This window comes from Gemmata obscuriglobus, assembly GCF_008065095.1.
GTDB lineage: Bacteria > Planctomycetota > Planctomycetia > Gemmatales > Gemmataceae > Gemmata > Gemmata obscuriglobus.
Window position 1 is genome coordinate 952125 of the sequence record NZ_CP042911.1, and the last position, 20118, is coordinate 972242.

16 protein-coding genes are annotated in these 20118 nt (G+C 69.4%); 5 read left to right on the forward strand and 11 right to left on the reverse strand.

Going from position 1 to position 20118, the window contains the following annotated elements; all coding sequences use genetic code 11:
- Nucleotides 1-7: 7 nt before the first annotated feature.
- Nucleotides 8-589, forward strand: coding sequence for a Uma2 family endonuclease (locus GobsT_RS03965; RefSeq protein ID WP_010049819.1), 582 nt, complete (start codon nucleotides 8-10; stop codon nucleotides 587-589).
- Nucleotides 590-674: 85 nt separating this feature from the next.
- Nucleotides 675-1022 (forward strand): hypothetical protein, encoded by a 348-nt coding sequence (locus tag GobsT_RS03970; protein WP_010049817.1) that lies wholly within the window; start codon nucleotides 675-677, stop codon nucleotides 1020-1022.
- A 61-nt stretch (nucleotides 1023-1083) separates the two neighbouring features.
- Here the strand turns inward: GobsT_RS03970 and dps are convergent, their stop codons facing one another.
- Nucleotides 1084-1602, reverse strand: coding sequence for a DNA starvation/stationary phase protection protein Dps (gene dps / locus GobsT_RS03975; protein ID WP_010049814.1), 519 nt, complete (start codon nucleotides 1600-1602; stop codon nucleotides 1084-1086).
- Nucleotides 1603-1714: 112 nt separating this feature from the next.
- Nucleotides 1715-2386 (reverse strand): hypothetical protein, encoded by a 672-nt coding sequence (locus GobsT_RS03980; protein WP_010049812.1) that lies wholly within the window; start codon nucleotides 2384-2386, stop codon nucleotides 1715-1717.
- A gap of 376 nt (nucleotides 2387-2762) precedes the next feature.
- On the opposite strand from GobsT_RS03980, the gene GobsT_RS03985 reads away from it, so the two are divergent.
- Nucleotides 2763-3131 (forward strand): hypothetical protein, encoded by a 369-nt coding sequence (locus GobsT_RS03985; protein ID WP_010049811.1) that lies wholly within the window; start codon nucleotides 2763-2765, stop codon nucleotides 3129-3131.
- A gap of 69 nt (nucleotides 3132-3200) precedes the next feature.
- Here GobsT_RS03985 and GobsT_RS03990 read toward each other — a convergent pair whose 3' ends face one another.
- On the reverse strand, nucleotides 3201-4196 hold the full coding sequence (locus GobsT_RS03990) for an alpha/beta hydrolase family protein (RefSeq protein WP_010043495.1): 996 nt from the start codon (nucleotides 4194-4196) through the stop codon (nucleotides 3201-3203).
- 191 nt (nucleotides 4197-4387) lie between these two features.
- Complete coding sequence (locus GobsT_RS03995) at nucleotides 4388-5260, reverse strand: DUF6585 family protein (protein WP_010043493.1); 873 nt, start codon at nucleotides 5258-5260, stop codon at nucleotides 4388-4390.
- Nucleotides 5261-5387: 127 nt separating this feature from the next.
- Here GobsT_RS03995 and aroF point away from each other — a divergent pair, with 127 nt between their 5' ends.
- A complete protein-coding gene (gene aroF / locus GobsT_RS04000; RefSeq protein ID WP_010043491.1) occupies nucleotides 5388-6401 on the forward strand; it encodes a 3-deoxy-7-phosphoheptulonate synthase in 1014 nt (337 codons plus the stop codon).
- Between the two features lie 3 nt (nucleotides 6402-6404).
- Here aroF and GobsT_RS04005 read toward each other — a convergent pair whose 3' ends face one another.
- Both GobsT_RS04005 and GobsT_RS04010 read right to left on the reverse strand, forming a co-directional pair.
- Entirely contained in the window at nucleotides 6405-6743 is a 339-nt protein-coding gene (locus tag GobsT_RS04005; RefSeq protein WP_029601045.1) for a XisI protein, read from the reverse strand.
- A 40-nt stretch (nucleotides 6744-6783) separates the two neighbouring features.
- Nucleotides 6784-7317, reverse strand: coding sequence for a hypothetical protein (locus GobsT_RS04010; protein ID WP_109571314.1), 534 nt, complete (start codon nucleotides 7315-7317; stop codon nucleotides 6784-6786).
- Between the two features lie 404 nt (nucleotides 7318-7721).
- On the opposite strand from GobsT_RS04010, the gene GobsT_RS04015 reads away from it, so the two are divergent.
- Nucleotides 7722-9638, forward strand: coding sequence for a vWA domain-containing protein (locus GobsT_RS04015; protein WP_010043485.1), 1917 nt, complete (start codon nucleotides 7722-7724; stop codon nucleotides 9636-9638).
- A 37-nt stretch (nucleotides 9639-9675) separates the two neighbouring features.
- On the opposite strand, the gene GobsT_RS04020 is transcribed toward GobsT_RS04015, so the two are convergent.
- The 5 genes from GobsT_RS04020 to GobsT_RS04040 form a co-directional block, all read right to left on the reverse strand.
- Entirely contained in the window at nucleotides 9676-10479 is an 804-nt protein-coding gene (locus GobsT_RS04020) for an arylamine N-acetyltransferase family protein (RefSeq protein ID WP_029601043.1), read from the reverse strand.
- A gap of 44 nt (nucleotides 10480-10523) precedes the next feature.
- Nucleotides 10524-11018: a hypothetical protein gene (locus GobsT_RS04025; protein ID WP_010043482.1), complete on the reverse strand. Its 495-nt coding sequence runs from the start codon at nucleotides 11016-11018 to the stop codon at nucleotides 10524-10526.
- A 56-nt stretch (nucleotides 11019-11074) separates the two neighbouring features.
- Entirely contained in the window at nucleotides 11075-14482 is a 3408-nt protein-coding gene (locus tag GobsT_RS04030; RefSeq protein ID WP_010043479.1) for an efflux RND transporter permease subunit, read from the reverse strand.
- A gap of 600 nt (nucleotides 14483-15082) precedes the next feature.
- The gene (locus GobsT_RS04035; protein WP_010043473.1) at nucleotides 15083-18742 is read right to left on the reverse strand and encodes an efflux RND transporter permease subunit; all 3660 of its coding nucleotides are present in this window, start codon (nucleotides 18740-18742) and stop codon (nucleotides 15083-15085) included.
- Nucleotides 18743-18807: 65 nt separating this feature from the next.
- Nucleotides 18808-20019 (reverse strand): efflux RND transporter periplasmic adaptor subunit, encoded by a 1212-nt coding sequence (locus GobsT_RS04040; protein WP_010043471.1) that lies wholly within the window; start codon nucleotides 20017-20019, stop codon nucleotides 18808-18810.
- Nucleotides 20020-20118 lie beyond the last annotated feature (99 nt).

Genomic DNA, 20118 nt, shown 5'->3' on the forward strand with positions numbered 1-20118 from the left:
CGCACCGATGAGCACCAAACCGCCATCAACAGGGGTCCGCACGTTCCGGTTCAACTGCGAGCAGTACCACCGGCTCGGCGCGCTCGGCTTCTTCGACGGGAAGCGCGTTGAACTGATCCGCGGTGAGATCGTCGAAATGAGCCCGATCAACTGGCCGCACCAGCTCGGCAAGATCAAACTCACCCGGGCACTCGAAGCCGCGTTCACCGGAATCGGGTGGATCAACGAGCAGGGGCCGCTCGCGATCGGCGATTCGGAGCCGCAGCCCGATGTTGCGGTGATCGCGGGCCAGCCCGAAGACTACGCCGACCACCCGCGAACCGCCCTGCTCGTCGCCGAAATCTCGGACACGACGCTCTCCGAAGACACCACAACGAAAGCCGAGTTGTACGCGACGGCCGGGATCGCGGACTACTGGGTGCTGGACGTGGTCGGTCGCGAACTGCACGTGTTCCGCGACCCGCGACCGCTTCCGGCGGGGCTCGGCGCCACCGCGTACCACGCGCACCACGTGTTCGGCCCTACCGATCGCGTCAGCCCGCTCGCCGCGCCGGGCGCGACGATACTCGTCGCCGACTTGCTGCCGTAAGTGACCACATTGAGACGGAACTGCCCACCACGTCCCCGCGGGTGCGACGCACCCGCCGACGGCCCTAATTAGAAGCAGAGACGGAATGAGCGATATCGATCTCGCGGTGACACGCGCGAAGGCGCTGGAAGGGCTGCTGGAAGCGATCGGCGCGACGGGGAAGGGCCTGCACGACAAGGTCACGAGCGTGCAGGCGAAGTTGCCGCAAACGCTGGTGCGTAAGATCCGGTTCGTCGCGACCGTGCGGAACAAGATCGTTCACGAGGCGGATTACAAGCAGATCGACGACCGGGCCGGGTTCGTCCGCGCGTGCGACGAGGCCGAGGCAGAACTGCGGGCGATGGCCGCGCCGCCGCAGGTTATTAACAAGGGATGCTTCGCGCTGGTAGTGCTGTTCGCGCTGACGATCGGTGTGTTGTGGCGGGTGGTGTAAAGCGAGCAAGGCTTGGCGGCCCCAAGGCATGGGGCCGCCGAGCGTTATCTGTTTAACAAGCTCAGCCCTGCAAGTGAGCTTCGAGGAAGTAGAGCGACTGGTCGATGTCGCGTGACACTTCGGTGAACAAATCGGCCGTGTCCTTATCACCGAGTTCATCGGTCTCGTCGATGGCCTCGCGGACCGTCTTACCCAGCGCCGCGTACCGGTCGGCGAGCGCCGCGACCACGTCCATCGACTTGTACACCCCGGCCGGGAACTCCGCCACCCGGCTCGACGCGGCCGCCTGGCGTGTTGTACCGGTCGCGATCCCGCCCAGGGCGGTCACCCGCTCGGCGAACTGATCGACGTGCCCTTCCAGCAACTCCGCCAGTTCGTCGAACAGCTTGTGCAGGCCGATGAAGTCGCGGCCCTTCACGTTCCAGTGCGCGTACTTGGTCTGAGACATCAGGTCGAACGTGTCCGCGACGTGCTGGTTCAGCACCGAGATCAGTTTCGCCCGGACATCGGCGGCGAGGTCGATGCGGGTCGGGTACGGCGGGGCGGCATCGGCCTTCTTGGCGGCGGTGTTGGTGCTCATCGGTCGATCTCCTGCGGAAGGTACGTTGATCCACCTGACACGGGGAACTACCAGCGGCAGGTGAGAGCCTAACGCACGATTCAACCGATGTATAGCAACGGCCGTGCCGATGTCACGGCCGGGGGACGGCCGGCGGGACGAACGGCAGCGGCGGAATGTCATCGAGAATGGTCGGCGTGCCGGAGGGCAACGGCGGCACGCTCGGCAGCGGCGGACCTGGTAGCGGTACGGGGAGTTGCAGGTCCGGGGCCGGCACCGGAAGCGTGCTCGGCAGTGCCGGCACGGGCGTCGGCAGCGAGTCCGGTACCGGCAGCGGCGCGAACTTCGCGCCCGAATCGCTTGGTCGCGGCGGGTCGAACGGCTTGATGACCGGGAGTTCCGGTTTGGGCAGCAGCGCGACCGGCGCCGGCTCGGCGGGAGCGCTGACCGGCGGGCGGTTCTGCGGCACGGCGGAGCGGGGTGCGGCCGGCTCGGGTGCGACCGCGGTTTCGGTCGCGTACCGGTAGCCGAGCTGGTACTCGCGGGCGGACACGTCGGCCCCGGGCGCGGGGGGCGTCGGGCCGTGCGCGCGGCGCTCCGCGTAGCCGTCAATGAACCCGTCCCGGAACTCGTCCGAGAACACCCGATCCGGGTGCCGGTCGCGGACCGTGGCCCACGCCGTCCGGGCCTCGCGCCGCGCGTCCCGGGCGAACAGGGACCGGGGCGCGGCGTCGTGCCGCAGCGCCCCGCAGCCGGTCAGCACCGGGACGAGACACACCGCCCACACCACCAACGTCCGACCCATGGCGACCTCTCGTTCAAGGGGCACACGGCGCGCGTGCCCGGCGCCGCACCGGGGCTCCGGCGCGCCTGTGGCTCCCGAATCACGCGCCACCCGCCTTGAGAAGGTGAACCTGTTCTAAATCGGCCGAACGTAGCGATCAGATTCAGTGACCGGGGGAAATTCCGCGCCTGCGCCGGTTGCGCCGTCCGCGTCGTGTGGCAGAGTTGGCCCAGTACGGATGGCGGCGCCGGTTGGCGCGAGGGGCGGGCAAACGAAAGCGAACTACTCAGCTTGATTCGCTGCCCCCCGGCCCCGTAGCGGTCGATGAGTGCGACACCGGTTCGATCCATGGCACCGGCCAACCGCCTCTGATTTACAACCTTGAGGAGCAACTCACATGGCGAAGGCAGCAAAGAAACCGGCGGCCAAGAAGGTCGCCGCACCCGCCAAGAAGGTCGCCGCGCCCGCCAAGAAGGTCGCCGCGCCCGCCAAGAAGGTCGCCGCACCCGCCAAGAAGTCGGCGGCCAAGAAGGTCGCCGCACCCGCCAAGAAGGTCGCCGCGCCCGCCAAGAAGGTCGCCGCGCCCGCCAAGAAGGTCGCCGCGCCCGCCAAGAAGGTCGCCGCGCCCGCCAAGAAGGTCGCCGCACCCGCCAAGAAGTCGGCGGCCAAGAAGGCCGCACCTGCCAAGAAGCCGGCCCCGGCTCCGGCCCCGGCTCCGGCCCCGGCCCCCGCGACTGACACCACCGCCCCGGCCCCGACCACGTAAGTGAGCGTCGTTACGAACGCGCGGGGGGCGTCCGGGTAACAACCCGGACGCCCCCCGCGCGTTCGGCATTTACCGCTGAAGGAACCGGTCCAAAAACTCATAGGCCGTCTTACGCGCGTCGGCCGGGAAATCGTGGCCGGCGTCCGGGTAGACCGCCCTCAACCGGTCGGCGGCGCCGAGCGTTTTGTACACCGGCTTCGCCGCCTCGATCACGTCCCGCACGCCGCTCACCTCGAAGTTACCGTCCTTCTCCGGCGCCACCGCCAGAAACGGCCGCGGCGCAAAGCTGACGACCACGTCGGAGAAGTCGAAGGGCACCTTCTTGGGATCGCTGCCGAACTCGGACGCGATCTTCGGCATGTACCGGTCGCTGGTCCAACCTTTCAGGTTCCCCTTGTAGTACTTCTCTAAGCTGCAGAACCCGCAACTGGACACGATCACCTTCACGCGCTCGTCGAATGCGGCCGTGAACATCGCGTTGTGCCCGCCGAGTGAGTGGCCGATCGCCCCGATGCGGTCCGCGTCCGCCTCGGGGAGCGATTGCAGGTAATCGACGGCCCGCATGTTGTTCCAGATCGCCTTCATCGTGCCGGACTGGTAGTCGCCGCGCTTGAACGCCGCCGGGAAGTCGTACTTGTACTCGCCGAAACTGGGGTAATCCGGGGCGAGGCACACGTACCCGCGTTTCACAAGGTGCAGCGCCTGGGCCTTGCTGTCCTGCTTGCCCAACCCGACGGGCTCATCCTTACCGATGGCAACGGTCTGGTGCAGGCACAGTACTGCGGGCGCCCTCCGCTCTCGCGTCGCACCGGCGGGCACGAGGAGCCACGCGGGCACGCGGTCGCCTTTCTCTGTCGCGAACGTGACTTTGCGCCGCACGTACCCGTCCAGCTTCTCCTCGCTCACCACCTTCGGGTCGAGCGGCACCTTGCGGTCGGCGCCCGGCAGCGGCCCCATCGCCCGCTCCATTTTCTTGCGCAGGGTGGCACGGTCGGGAACCTCGTCGGCCCCAGCCCAGTCGGACAGCGATAGTAGGAGCGAAAGAACGAGGAGAATGCGGGGCATGGCGTCTCCGCGTGGGAGTGATACCAGGTCCAGTAATTTCCATTTTGTCAGGTGTGCGCCACCCGCCGGCTGACGCCGGCGGGTCGAACTGACACCCCGTCGAGCGTCCACTCTTCAACCGGGGCTGGCATGATGAGCGGAGCCGGAGAATGGGGAGAGAAGAGCCCTTTTCAGCCCGTCCGCTCCGCACCTCATTCCTCGCTCTCTCTCCCGGCGCGTCGCGAGCGCGGCTTCCTGGCCGCAGCGCGGGCGGCGCGGCGGGCCTCGGCGACGAGCGCGAACAGGACGTGCGGGTTGGGCACGCCGATCACGTCCGTCAGCGCCCACGGGAGCCATTTGCCGGACTGCTTGACGCTCAGCTTGCCCTGCGCGACGGTGAGTTCCTTCAGATCGCGCCACGGGAGCAGCTTGCCGCCGTGCCGCAGGCCGGTGAGGTCCAACTCGAGTTCGCCGAACTCGAGCCGCTCGCCCGCGAGAAACCGGTCCCGCGCCCGCGGCCACAGCGCGGCGAACGAGCGCGTCTGCACTTGCGCGGCCAGAGTGTCGTAGTCGGTCAGCGCCGGGCCGAAGTGCGCCTCCACCCCGTCCTCGCGCACCACCGTGAGCCCCCCGTCCCACAGCTTGAACGTGGGCACGTCCACGGACAGCCAGCAGGCGAGCGGCTCGCCGCCGTCGTCGTAGGTGTACTCGGCGTCGTCGGCCCGCTGAACTTTTAAATGGACCCGTTCCACCTCTGCCCACGGGAACGAGTCCACCTCGCCGCGCCGCAACCGCAGCAGCCCGGTGGGGTACACGAGCACGTACAGCCCGCGGTTGCGGTACATGTGGAGCAGCAGCGACGCCCCAGACAGGGGCAGGAACACGAGCAGCAGCAGCTCGACGTGCCCGAACGTAGCCGGGCCGTGGACCCACCACAGATAGTTGGCGACGGCGCCGTAGACGAGCAGCGCCACCCCGAGCGACAGCTTGGTAAAGAACCGCGCGGGGCTGATGCGAAAAAACGCGTCCGGGTCGCCCAGCTCGGTCACTGCCCGCTGGAGGTGGTCGTCGTCCGGCAGGTCCATGCGGCCCTCGGGGTGGTGCGCCCTCACGTCTCTATAATACGGTTCCCCGTCCGCCGTTGGGAACGCGAAGCCGTTCGGAACTCCCGGGCGGGGGCGAACAGGCCGCGTCCGTCCCGAGGTTCCGTCGATGCTCGTTGTCATGCAGTCCCAAGCCACGCCCGCGCAAGTCGGCAAGGTGGTCGAGGTGATCGAGGCGCAGGGGCTGACCCCGCACGTCATGCCCGGTGCGACCCGCACCGCCGTGGGCATCACCGGCAACACCGGCGCCGTCGACAAGTCCCTGTTCGAGGTGCTGCCGGGCGTGGAAGAGGCGATCCGCGTGACCAAGCCGTACAAGCTCGCCAGCCGCGAGATGAAGCGCGACGACACCGTGATCCCGCTCGCGCAGGGGGCCGTCGGCCCGGCCACGTTCACGCTGATCGCCGGGCCGTGCTCGGTCGAGTCCGAAGCGATGATGCTGAAGACCGCGGAGCACCTGGTGTCGCGCGGGGTGAAGTTCCTGCGGGCCGGGGCGTTCAAGCCGCGGAGCAGCCCGTACAGCTTCCAGGGGCTCGGCCTCGAGGGGCTCCGCATCCTGGCCAAGTGCCGCGCCGAGACCGGCATCGGGATCGTCACCGAGCTGATGGACACCGAGTACGCGGGCGCGGTGGAGGAGGTGGCCGACATCATTCAGATCGGCACGCGGAACATGCAGAACTTCTCGCTGCTGAAGCGGGTGGGGCAGTGCCGCAAGCCGGTGCTCCTCAAGCGCGGGATGAGCGCGACGCTGGACGAGTGGCTGATGGCGGCCGAGTACATACTAGCGGGCGGCAACTACCAGGTGATCCTGTGCGAGCGCGGGGTGCGCACGTTCTCCGACCACAGCCGCAACACGCTCGACCTGTCGGTGATCCCGCCGGCCAAGGCGCTGTGTCACCTGCCGGTGTTCGTGGACCCGAGCCACGGCACCGGGAAACGCGCGTACGTGCCCGCGATGTCGCTCGCGTCGCTGGCCGCCGGCGCCGACGGTCTGCTCCTGGAGGTCCACCCCGACCCCGACCGGGCCATGTCGGACGGCGCCCAGTCGCTCGACTTCGCGGCGCTCGACGCGCTGCTCGCGCGGCTGAAGGCGCTGGCCCCCGCCTTCGGCCGGACGGTGTGACGCTCAGCCGACCCCGTACCCGGTGTGTGGGCGCACCTCCGGCGGGTGCTCGGCGAGAACGATGTCCCCTTTCGGCACCCCGGCGCGCACGAGTTCTTCCGCGATCGGCCGGTCGGTGCCGTCGTACCGGACCCAGATCTTCCCGTCGATGATGTCGAGGTGGAACATCACCCCGTGCACGCGCCGGCCCCCGTCCCAGCCGAAGCGGACCAACTCGAAGTGATCGAGAACGGGGTCGAACACGACCTCGTACCGAATGCTGCTTCCCGGTCGCGCGAGCCAGCTCGCGTAACCGTCCAGCACGTGACGAACGGCTCTGCGGTAGCCTGTCAGCTTATCCATCGGACCAGCCCGCGAGTGACCGGGTCGAATACGCGCGCCGTCACCCGGCCGCGAGTTGGAGCGTGCAGCCGTTCGGCAGGCACACCACCACCGCCTCGCCCGGTTCGATGTGGACCTCTTCGCACGGGTCGAGCGGTCGCCGCTGCGGGGACACGAGCCACGTCCCGTTCGTCGGCGGGCGCACGCCCCCTCCGGCCGCGGGTACACCGTTCGTGAACACCACGGCGCCGCCGCCCGCACCACGCAGCGTGAAGTGCCCGCGGCTCACGCTCAGGTCGTGTTCGCCGTTCATCAGCACCGACTGACCGCTCCCCGGTACCAGGCGCGTCGCCCGATACGCCGGGTCGAGGTACGGAACCCGGTGGTGGGGCGCGGCTCGCCCCACCACCGCCAGCGCGCCGGGCGCGAGGCCCAAGGACAGCTCGGGGAGCGGGACCGCCACCGTATCGGACCGGACCGCGGTGCCGACCGCGGTCCTCGGATCGGCCCACAGTGCGACGGGGGCGCCGGAGAGCAGGCTCAGCGAGCAAACCGAGAGCGGCTCACCGGTCTCGGTGTTAGTGGGGGCGTTCATGATGTGGCCCGTGGGGGCGGGGCGGGGCACGGTCCGACGCAGCTCGCAGTGTAGGCCACATCCCGCCGGAAATCGAGTGTTAATTAGAACGCCCGTCGCGGGGCCACGGGGCGAATTGATCACACCCAATCCGGGCGGTCGCGTCGCTTTTTGTGGCGCGAGCACTCCAGCGCTGTTGGCGCCGACGCGTCGCACAACTGCAACGAGTTGTGCCACAGAGGCAAAAGACGGGCACCCGCCAGCGGCCGCGGCGGGACGCCGCGGCCGCGCACGTTGATACACTTCGCGCAAACTCTTCGCCCGCCTGCGGCGTCTGACCTAGCGGGGGCGCGGACCCGTCACTTCCGTGTGCCCGATACGCGTCTCCGTGCCCACACGTCCTCTCGTGCTTTCGGAGGTTCGCCATGTCGCGATTCGGGGTCCGTGGCCGGCGGGTGCTGGCCGGCGGTGTTCCAGCGGTACTGCTCGCGGTGCTGGTCGGGTGCGGTCCGCGCGACGCCGAGCGCGCCCGGGCAGAGGCCGAGCGGGCCGAAGCGGCGGCCCTTGCCGAGCGGGCAAAGGCCGAGCAGGCCGAAGCGGCGGCCCGCGACGAAGCGGAACGCACGTCCGCGGGACCGGCTCAAATCACCGGCGGGCGCGACGAGTGGCCACAGGGCGACATCGCCCCCATCGGCAAAAAGGGAGAACACGCGCCCGGCCCGGCCCTCCCCGGCTTGCCCAGCCCCGCCCCGCTCGCCGAACCGGCCATGCCCGCCGGTCCGGACGCATTAGGGAAACGAATCGCTGCGTCGAGTGCCCCGTTCGCTAGTGTGGTCGCGAGCGGTGGCGGCGCGTTCGGCGGCGTCCGAGGCGCCGCGAACAAACCGGCCCCCCGGGACGGCTACAACGCTCAGAACGCCGAGGCTTACGGGCGGTACCAGGAGAACGAGTTCCGCTCGCCCCTGGTCGCGGCGCTCTCCACCTTCTCCGCCGACGTGAACACCGCCTCTTACGCCAACGTCCGCCGGATGCTCAACGAGGGCACACTGCCTCCCGCCAGCGCCGTGTTCCTCGCCGAGTTCGTCAACTACTTCCCGTACTCCTACGCCCCGCCGCCCGCCGGCGCCGACCCGGTGGCGTTCCACGTCGAAATGGGGCCGTGCCCCTGGAACGCCAAGCACCACCTGCTCCGCGTCGGGGTGCAGGCGCACCAGATCCCGGCCGAGAAGTTGCCCCCGCGCAACCTCGTGTTCCTGGTCGACACCTCGGGCTCGATGCAGCAGGAGAACCGGCTCCCGCTGGTCCAGAAGTCGCTCGAACTGCTCGTGGAGAAGCTCACCGAGAAGGACCGGGTGAGCGTCGTCACCTACGCCGGCGACTCCCGGGTCGCGCTCCCGCCCACCTCGGGCGCCGACAAGAAGGCCATCCTTGATGTCGTGACCGGGCTCCAGGCGAACGGCGGCACCAACGGCGAGGGGGGCATCAAAAAGGCCTACCAGTTCGCCCGCGACACGTTTCTCGACGGCGGCGTGAACCGCGTGATCCTTTGCACCGACGGCGACTTCAACGTCGGCGTCGTCGACAACGGCGAGTTGGTCAAGCTGATCGAGGAGCAGCGGAAGTCGAAGGTGTTCCTGACGGTGCTCGGGTACGGGATGGGCAACTACAAGGACGACCGGCTCAAGGAGCTGGCGAACCACGGCAACGGGCACCACGCGTACATCGACACCCTCGACGAGGCCAAAAAGGTGTTCGTGGAGCAGGGCGGCGCGCTGGTGTGCGTGGCGAAGGACGTGAAGTTCCAGATCGACTTCAACCCCGCGAAGGTGAACGCGTACCGGTTGGTGGGCTACGAGAACCGTCTGCTCAAGGACGAGGACTTCAAGAACGACGCCAAGGACGCGGGCGACGTGGGCAGCGGGCACCAGGTGACCGTGCTGTACGAAATCGTTCCTCCGGGCGTGAAGGTGGATCTGCCGGAGGTGGACGCGAGCAAGTACCAGAAGAAGGACGTGCCCGCGAACGCGTCGGACGAGTGGCTGACGGTGAAGATGCGGTACAAGCACCCGGACGAGGACGTGAGCAAAGAACTGACCGCGGCGCACAAGGGCGCGGTCGCGAAGGAACTGAGCGACGACTTCCGGTTCGCCGCCGCGGTGGCGTCGTTCGGGATGCTGCTCCGCGACTCGAAGTTCAAGGGCGCGATGACCTACGCGGGCGTACTCGAAGAAGCCCAGGGCGCACTCGGGGCCGACCCGAACAACCACCGCAAGCAGTTCCTTGAGCTGGTGCGGCGCGCCAAAGAGCTGTCGAACGTCCAGAAGCCCGGCGAGCCGAAGTGAGCCCTTCAGGAACGCGCCTCCTAGTCCGTCCCCTGCTTCAGGGGACGACGAGGGGCGTGCCCGGGGGAAGCCGGAGGCCGAACCGCTCCGCGAGCACTACCAGCAGTTGATTCGTGTCTGCGATTTCGAACCGTTCGAGCACCTCCGCGCCGCGGCGGTGCGTGAACTCGCGGTTCAGGATCGAGACCCGGGTGCCGTCCCGGTGGGCGAGAGCCACCATCAAGTTCTGCCGGAACTTCGATTGCGGGTTCGTGCTCGTCCACCAGTTCCCAACTTCGCGGTCGATGACCGGCATCTCCTCAAGCGTGAACTCGTACACGTCGGCCCACACGTCCCCGAGCTTCGCCTGGTGGAAGTATCGGGGCGAGGGTGACCGCTCCTCGCGCACGATCCGCCGCGGCTCGTGCGGTGTCGGCTGCTCATCGTCCAGGAGGTCGAGCCGGACCGGTGCGGTCGGGCTCAAACCGCCGACGCCGACGTCCGCGAGCCAGGGCACGCCGTCAACCGTGACGCCGACGAACAGGTGCGTCCGCGGGGGCGTGAAGTCGCGCGGGCTCTTGAGCCGGACGCGGGCCGAAAGCGGCGCCGCGGTGAACCCGAGGGCGGTGAGCACGCGCAAGAAAAGCGAGTTCTGCTCGAAGCAGTACCCGCCGCGGCGGTCGCCGACGAGCTTCCGCTCCACGTCGTTGTCGGCGAGCGAGACGCCGCGGCCCAGCAGCACGTCCAGGTTCTCGAACGGGATCGAACACTGGTGCGCGAGTAACAGCCCGCGGAGCACGTCGAGCGTCGGCTCGCGCGGCCCGGTGTAGCCGACGCGCGCGAGGTAGGCGTCCAGGTTCATGAACCACACCTTGAACAGGTTCGACGGACGGGCGCCGACCCTCTCTACTCGTGGTGGTAGCGGTCGAACTCGCGGTCCTCGTCGCGGTCGAACCGGTACCGCTCGGCCCGCGGTTCGAACCGGTTACGATCGAACGCGGCCCGGACCTTCGGGCGGCTCAAAACGATGAACGTGAAGATGCCCAGCAGCAACCCGAGCGGCTGTTGCAGGCAGGAGAAGCCGGCCACAACCATGCAGAATATCCGCGACTGACGGCACTGCAGGCACCGCCCGGCCGCGACCAGTGCCACGGAGTGCGCCCACAAAAATAGCATCATCACGGACGCGATCCCAATGAGCATCCAGCCCAGAGACTCGGGCGGCGGGGGCGGCGCGCCGGGCCTGTTACCCGGCTGCGGTTGCCCCAAATCGCCGCCAACGATCAACACCCCCACCAAGAGGTAGATCACCGGAACACAGCCGCACAGGGCGAACAGACCGCCGAGGATGTAGTGGCAGATGGCAAGGATCTTCAAGTGCTCGCGGTCGATCACGGTCATGTCGGGTCTCGCGAGGGGCGCTTGTACCCCGTTCAGCATACGGCGCGGCCCGCCGCTCACCGCCGGAGCCGGCGCACCGCCGTCGTGAGCCGGTCCAGCTCCACGAAGAACACGGGCGTGAGGAACAGCCCGAACGCCGTCACCCCGAGCATCCCGGCGAACACCGCGGTCCCCAGCGCCCGCCGCATCTCCGCCCCGGCCCCCTCGGCCAGCACCAGCGGCACTACCCCGATGATGAACGCCACCGATGTCATGACGATCGGCCGGAGCCGCAGCTTGCACGCCTCCAGCGCGGCCTCCCACCGGCTCGCGCCGGCGTCCGCCTTCTGCTTCGCGAACTCGACGATGAGGATGGCGTTCTTGCACGCCAGCCCCACCAGCACCACGAACCCGACCTGCGTGAAGATGTTCACGTCCAGGCGCGCCGCCAGCACCCCCAGCGCGGCGCTGAGGATGCACATCGGGACCACGAGGATCACGGCCAGCGGCAGCGCCCAGCTCTCGTACTGGGCCGCCAGCACCAGGAACACCAGCACCACGCTCAGGACGAACGCCCGCAGCGCCGTGTCTTTGGTTTGCAGTTGCAGCAGCGCCAGCTCGGTCCACTCCGCCTTCATGGTGCTCGGCAGGTTGGCTCCGGCGGTGCGCTCCAGGGCGTCGAGCGCCTGGCCCGAGCTGGCCCCGACCCCAGGGCTGGCGGTGATCGCCGCGGCCGGGTACAGGTTGTACCGCTGCACCATCACCGGCCCGCTCGCGGCCTCCACCGACAGGAACGTGGACAGCGGCACCATCGTCTCCTTCGGCGGCGGCGCGGTGCGGCCCGCGGCCAGCGCCTGCTGCGCGGCCATCTGGTTGTCGCGCTCCGCCCCGGCGCTCCGCACCCGCAGCTTCTTCAGGTCCGCAGACGTCCGCCGGAACCGCTCGTCCGCCTGCACGTTCACCTGCCACGTGCGGCCGAACAGGTTGAAGTCGTTGATGTACAGCGACCCGAAGTAGACCTGCAGCGCCCCCACGATGTCGCCCACCGCCACGCCCTTCATCTGGGCCGCGTCGCGGTCGATGTTGAGCTTCAGCCACGGGGTGTCGGCCCGGTACCCGGTGAACGCGTCGCGCAGGTCCGGGTCCCCGTTGGCGCGGTCCACCACCGCCCGCGCCGCCTCCTCGATGGCAGCCGCCCCGGTGTCGCCGCGGTCCTCGACGATCAGCTTGAACCCGCCGGTGGTGCCCAGCCCGTCCACCGCCGGCGCGCCGAACACCGTCAGTTGCGCCCCCGGCACCTCGTCGGACAGCTCGCGCTGGAGCCGGGCCGCGATCGCGTCGCCCAGCAGCGCGGGGGCGTGCCGGTTCGGGAAGTCGTCGAGCATCACGTAGAGGGTGGCGAAGTTCGGCGCGTTGGTGCCGACCATCACCGAGTTCCCGGACACGCTCACGGTGTGCTTCACCCCCGGGGTGCGCAGCGCGACGGCCTCGAGCTTCCGCACCTCCCGCTCGGTGCGCTCGACCGACGCCGCGTCCGGCAGCACCACGTTCACCAGCAGGTACCCCTTGTCCTGCTGCGGGATGAACCCGGTCGGGGTGGTCGCGAACGTGTGGTACGTGAGGTACAGCAGCCCGCCGTACCCGAGGAGCACCAGCAGCGACACGCGGAACGTGCCCGCTACGACCCGCGTGTACCCCGCGGTCACCGCGTCGAACCCGCGGTTGAACCCGGCGAACAGCGTCCCCAGAAGGTGGTTCATGGTGCGGGCCAAGGCCCACCCGAGCAGCCCGCCGATCAGGGCGGCGGCCACCGGAACGGCGACCGACGGCACGGCCCCCAGCCACGGCTGCTCGCCCGCCCAGTGCTTCAGCTCGGCGCTCAGGAAGAAATACGTGAGCCCGGCCCCGAGCAGCGGGAACGTGACCGCCGGCAGCGGGTCGCGGGCCTGCGCGTCGGTGTTCGGCTTCAGCAGCAGCGCGCACAGCGCGGGGCTGAGCGTGAGTGAGTTGAACGCCGACAGCAGCGTGCTCACCGCGATGGTGACCGCGAACTGGCGGTAGAACTCCCCCACGATGCCGGTGATGAACACGCACGGCACGAACACCGCCGACAGCACCAGCCCCACCGCGATCACCGGCCCCGACACCTCGTCCAGAGCCTTGATGGTGGCCGCCCGCGGCTCCAGCCCGTGCTCGATGTGGTGCTGGACGGCCTCGACCACGACGATGGCGTCGTCCACCACGATGCCGACCGCCAGCACCAGCCCGAACAGCGTCAGGTTGTTGACCGAGTACCCCAGCGCCGCCATCGCCGCGAACGTGCCGACGATCGCCACCGGGACCGCGGCGAGGGGGATGATCGCGGCCCGCCACGACTGGAGGAATACCAGCATCACCAGCGCGACCAGCACGACGGCGTCGCGCAGGGTCTTGAACACCTCCGAGATCGATTCATCGATAAAGGGGGTGGTGTCGTAGGCGATCTGGTACTCGACGCCGGCCGGGAACCGGGCCTTCAGCTCGGCCATCTTCTCGCGCACGCGGCGGGCGGTGTCGATGGCGTTGGTGCCCGGGAGCTGGTACACCGCCAGCGCCACCGACGGCTTGCCGTCGAACGTGCAGGACTGGTCGTAGCTCAGCGCCCCGAGTTCGACCCGGCCCACGTCCTTGAGCCGCACCGGGCGGCTGTCGGCGTCGGCCTTGATGATGATGTCGCCGAACTGCCCCGCGTCGGTGAGCCGGCCGAGGGTGTTGATGGTGTACTGGAACGCCTGCCCGCGCGGGGCCGGCGGCTGCCCCACCTGCCCGGCGGCCACCTGCGCGTTCTGCTGCTCCACCGCGTGCAGCACGTCCGCGGTGCTGAGCCCCTTCACCGCCATCAGCTCCGGGTCCAGCCACAGCCGCATCGAGTAGTCGCGCTGGCCCAGGTAGGTGATGTCGCCGACCCCCTGGAGCCGGGCCAGCTCGTCGCGCAACTGGATCGTGGCGTAGTTGCTGAGCTGGAGCAGCACGGTCTGCCGCTCGCGCTCGTCGGCCGGGGCGTCGGCGGTGTTGTACAGGTTGATGATCATCAACTGGCTGGGCGACTTCTTCTTCACCGTCACCCCGCGCCGCTTTACGATGTCCGGCAGCACCGGCTCGGCGAGGTTCACGCGGTTCTGCACCAGCACCTGCGCGATGTTCAGGTCGATGCCCGGCTTGAACGTGACCGTCAGCGTGTACGAGCCGTCGTTTCCGCAGGTCGAGGACATGTACATCATGTCCTCCACGCCGTTCACCTGCTGCTCGATGGGCGACGCGACCGTCTCGGACACGTCGCGGGCGTTGGCCCCGGGGTAGATGCCGTACACCTCCACCGTGGGCGGGGTGATGTCCGGGTACTGCGCGACCGGGCGCGAGTCGAGCCCGACCAGCCCGGCCAGCACGGTCATGATCGCCAGCACCGCGGCGAAGATCGGGCGGTCGATGAAGAAGCGTGTGAACATGGGTGTCGTCGGCCGGTTGTTGGCGACCGGGGCACGAGCCCTCGGTGGTGCAAGCGTCACGAGCGATACGGGCACCGCGCCGGCCGCATCGCGGCTCGGGAAGCGGTTCGGGGCGCCGGGGGGCCACATCTGCGACGGCCGGGAACACGCCGGCCGGTGAGCGGTCAAGCGATCCGCGACGCCTAAGTCTTTCGCGAGCCTGACATTGCGTCCCGTTTCTGGCTACAGATCGGACCTGCCGGCCGGTTCGAATCTGCGGCTCTTGCGAGCGATTCCGGGGGCGAGATCCGTCCGCGAGGGTGGTAGCAAGTGGGTAGCGAACTGGTAGCTACCCGCCCGCAAGTGTCCTGCTGGCGCCCCCGCTGCCCCTCCGGTGTCCAGCGGGCCGGCACCACGCTCCCGGCGGCCGGGTGCGGGCGGTTCTGGTATCCGTCGGCGCGTCCGGCGCCTCCGGTTCGCGTGCCGCACACACGTCGCCGGCTCGGCTCCTGTCCGGCCATTGCCTCAGCCCCGCTGAAAATGGCGGTGAGGCCCCCCTAATACCGATGGCACCAGCGGCGAACCCGGCGCCAGAACGGGGGCGTTCCAACCGGGCCGGGCTCACGACCCCCGCTCGCCCTGGCGGCGGGGCGTCCGGACCCGGCGCAGCGCGTCGCGGACCTTACGGGCCGCCCCGCGCACCGGGCGGGCGGCCCGGCGCGCGAGCCCCGCGACCGTTTCGACGGTGTCGGCGGTCGCGATCAGCCCCATCCCCAGGAGCGCCGCGAGCATCACCAGCGCGAACCCGGTCACGAACCCGTACAGCAGCGCCTCCGAGCCGAACTCGATCGCCAGGATCAGGAGCGCCTGCCCGGCGAGGCTCAGCACCAGTACGAACAGGCGCTGCGCCCGCTGGCGCGCGCGGGTGGCCCCGACCAGGCGCGTGAGCCGGTCCACCAGCGCGAAGAACACCGGCGTGAGGAACACCCCGAACGCCGTCACCCCGAGCATCCCGCCCAGCACCGCGATGCCCAGCGCCTGCCGCATCTCCGCCCCGGCCCCGCTGGCGATCGCCAGCGGCACCACGCCGAGCATGAATGCGATCGAGGTCATCATGATCGGCCGGAACCGCAACGTGCAGGCCTCCAGGATCGCCGTCCGGAGGTCCGCCCCCTGGTCCCGCGCGACCTTCGCGAACTCGACGATGAGGATGGCGTTCTTGCACGCCAGCCCGATCAGCACCACGAACCCGACCTGCGTGAAGATGTTCACGTCCTGCTTGCCGATGCCCGCGGCGGCCACGGCCCCGCTCGCGCCCCCGATCGCCTCCCGGTCCAGCCACGCCGCGGCCCCCAGCGGGCCGTCGCCGAGCTTCAGCCAGTCGGGCGCGCCCGCGTTCCACTGCGCCAGTTGCTGGACCACCGAGCCGGGGTCGGTGAGCCACACGGCCCCCAGCGAGCACGCCACGCACACCGGCACCACCAGGATCACCGCCAGCGGGAACGCCCAGCTCTCGTACAGCGCCGCGAGGATCAGGAACACGAACGCCACCGACAGCCCGAACACCAGCCCGCCCGTGTTCCGCGACTGCTTCTCCAGGAACGTCAGCTCGGTCCACTCGTAGGACATCTTGTCCGGCAGCTGCTTCTCCGCCAGCCGCTCCAGCATCCCGATGGCGTCGCCGGTGCTGTGCCCCGGCGCGACGTTCCCGTTCACCGCCGCCGCCGGGTACATGTTGTACCGGGTGATGACGAGCGGCCCGCTCCGCTCGGTCACGGTCAGGAGCGCCCCGAGCGGCACCATGTCGCCGCCCTTGTTGCGCACCTTGAGCCGCTTCACGTCCTCGAGCTGGTCGCGGAACCGGTCGTCCGCCTGCACGTTCACCTGCCACGTGCGGCCGAACCGGTTGAAGTCGTTCGCGTACCGGCTGCCCATCGTCCCCTGGAGGCACGCGTACACGTCGCCCACGTCCACCTGCCGCTCCAGGCACGCGTCGATGTTCACCCGGAGCACGAGCTGCGGCGAGTTCGTCTTGAACACCGTGAACAGCCCGACCACCTGCTCCTGGCTGTTGGCGGCGCGGATGAACTCCTCGGTCTGCCCCTGGAGCGTGGCCGGGCCCACGTCCCCGCGGTCCTCGATCATGATGCGGAACCCGCCGGCCCGCCCGAGCCCGGACACCGCCGGGGCGCCGAACACCTGCACCTGCGCCTCCGGGCACAGCGTGCCGAACCGCTTCCGCAGCTCCGCCGCGACCGCGTCGGCGCTCAGCTTCTTGGACCGCCGGTTCTCGAACCCGTCGAGGATCACGAACATGGAGCCGAAGTTGGAGCCGTACGCGCTGACCACGAACGAGTTACCCGCCACCGCGTTCACGTGCGCCACCGGGCGGCGCTTGTTCCCCTCGCCGTCGTCTATCTCGGTCTCGAGCGCGATCCGGCTCACCTTCGACATGACCTCGCGGGTGCGCTCGGCCGACGCGGCGTCCGGGAGCTGCACGCTGCAAATCATGTAGCCCTTGTCCTGCTGAGGGATGAACCCGGTGGGCTGCGTGCGGAACGCCGCCACGCCCGACGCCACGATGCCCGCGTACCCGAGCAGCACCAGGAGAGGCACCCGCAGGCCGACCCCGACCAGCTTCACGTACCACGCGTTGGCGCGGCCGAACGCCGCGTCGAACGCCCGCCCCAGCAGCGTGAGCGGCAGCAGCGCGGTTCCGGCCGCGCGGCCGAACGCGGCCGGCCGGTGACCCGCGGGCCGCGGCCCCTTCAACATCAGCGCACACAGGGCGGGGCTGAGCGTGAGCGAGTTGAAGGTGGAGATCATGGTGCTGACCGCGATGGTCAGCGCGAACTGGCGGAAGAACGCCCCCACGATGCCCGAGAGGAACGCGCACGGCAGGAACACCGCCGCCAGCACCACCCCCACCGCGACGATCGGCCCGGACACGTCCCGCATCGCCCGGACCGTCGCCTCGCGCGGGCTCAGCCCCTTCTCCAGTTGATGCTGGACCGCCTCGACCACGACGATGGCGTCGTCCACCACGATGCCGACCGCCAGCACCAGCCCGAACAGCGTCAGGTTGTTGATCGTGAACCCGGCCAGCGCCATCGCCCCGAACGTGCCGATGATGGCGACCGGGACCGCGGCGAGGGGGATGATCGCGGCCCGCCACGTCTGGAGGAACACCAGCACCACCACCGCGACCAGCACCACCGCGTCCCGGAGCGACTTGAACACCTCGACGATCGATTCCCGGATGAACGGGCTGGTGTCGTACCCGATGTCGTAGGTGATCCCGGGCGGGAAGTCCTTGCCCATCTTGGCCATGTGCCCTTTGACCGCCTCGGCGGTCTCGATCGCGTTGGCCTCCGGCAGGATGAAGATCGCCAGCCCCACGGTCGGCTTGTCGTCGAACCGGTTGGCCACGTCCTGGGTCTTCGCGCCGAGCTCGACGCGGGCCACGTCCTTCACCTTCACCAACTGCCCCAGCGGGCCGACCTTCACGACGACCTGCTCGAACTCCTCGACATCAACCAGCCGCCCGTGCGCGGCGAGCGTGACCTGGTACGGCTGGCCGCTCCCGGCCGGCGGCTGGTTGATCTGCCCGGCCGCGATGGGCAGGTTCTGCTGCCGCAGCGCGGCGAGCACGTCGGCGGCGGTCAGGTCGCGGGCCGCGAGCCGGTCCGGGTCCACCCACAGGCGCATGGCGTAGTCGCGCTGGCCGAAGATGGTCACGTCGCTGATGCCGGGGAGCCGCTGCAGCTCCTCCTTCAGGTTCAGCACCGCGTAGTTGCTGAGGTACAACTGGTCGTACCGGCCGTCCGGGAAGCCGGGCTCCGGCGGGGACGTGATCCCGACCGTCATGAGCAGCTCGGGCGACCGCTTGCGGGTGGTGATGCCGGTCGCGCGGACCACCTCGGGCAGTTGCGGGAACGCCAGGTTCACCCGGTTCTGCACCCGCACCTGGGCCATGTTCAGGTCGGTGCCGCTCTTGAACGTGACCGTCAGCGTGTACGTGCCGTCGCTGGTGCACTGCGAGGTCATGTACAGCATGTCCTCGACGCCGTTCACCTGCTGTTCGATGGGGGACGCGATCGTTTCCGAGACCACCTGCGCGCTGGCGCCGGGGTAGTTGCAGTCGATCTGGATGGTGGGCGGGGTGACCTTCGGGTACTGCGACACCGGCAGCGCCCCGACGGAGAGCGCCCCGGCGAGGGTGACGACCACCGACAGCACGGTGGCGAAGACGGGGCGGTCGATGAAGAACGTCGCGATCATGCGGCGGCAGCGGCGCGGGAGCGGGCGAAGGCGGTAGGACCGACGTCAGCACGAGGACCGGCCGCTCACGTCTTCACGCGCGGGGCCGGGGCGACGGGCAGCACCCGGACCGCGTCCGGTGCGAGCTTCTCCGCCGGGGCCGGTTTCGGGTTCACCTCGATCCCGGGGCGCACCCGCAGCATCCCCTCCACGACCACCTTGTCGCTGGGCTTCACCGCGCCGTTCTCGATCACCCGCGACCGGCCGTACTGTTGGCCCACGACCACGTTGCGGCGCTCCACCTCGTTCTTCGCGCTCAGCACGTACACGAACTTCTGCCCCTGGTCCGAACCGATCGCCTTCTCGGGCACCAGGACCGCGTCCCGCGGCGGGCCGATCGGGAGCCGCACCCGCACGAACTGCCCCGGCGACAGCATGTACCACGGCGCGCGCGACAGGCGCGGGTTCAGGATGGTGGCCCGGATCCGCAGCGTGCCGGTCCCGGCGTCGATCTGGTTGTCGGTGAACACCACCTGCCCGGACAGCGTGAACCCGTCGTCGTCGGCCAGCGCGATCTGCACCTGGAGCGGCTGCACCCGCGACGAGGTCACCTCGCCGCGGTCGATCAGCTTGCGCACCCGGGTGACCGTGCGCTCGTCCACGTCGAACGTCGCGTACAGGTAGTCGAGCTGCACGATGGTGGTGAGCGCCGTGTCGTCGGCCCGGATCAGGTTCTCCTCGTCCACGAACCGCTTGCTCAGCCGCCCGTTGAACGGGGCGCGGATGTGGCAGTACCGCAGGTTCGTCGCGGCCAGGTTCGCGGCGGCCCGCACCGAGCTCACCTCGGCCTCGGCCTCGGCCTTCTCACCGGCCTTAATGTCGTAGTCCTCCCGCCCGGCCACCCCGCGGTCGTACAGGTCCTTGACGCGGGTGTAGTTGTCGGTCGCGGTCTGCAGGTGGGCCTCGGCCTTCACCAGTTGCGCCTTGGACTGCTCGAGCTGCGCGCGGTAGATGCGGCCGTCGATGTCGAACAGCGGCTCACCTTCCTCAATGTCCTGCCCGTCCCGGAAGTGGATCTTCTTGAGGTGCCCGGTGACGCGGGACTTCAGCTCGACCACCCGGTACGGCTCGGTGCGGCCGGCGAAGTCCTCGTAGTCGTTCACCTTCTCGACGGTCGGCGCGCTGACGTAGACCACCGGCGGCGGCGTCTTGACCGGCTCGGGCGGGCGGCGCGCGCACCCGATCAGTCCGACGGCACAGGCGAAGAGTACGGCAGCGAAGAGGTGCCTGGTGCTCATGGTGTGGCGGGAGAAGTTGGCAGCGGGGCTAACACACGCGATACCGCGTCAACGCGCAAAGGCTTACGCGGCACTCATGGTTCGCTCATGATACCGCCC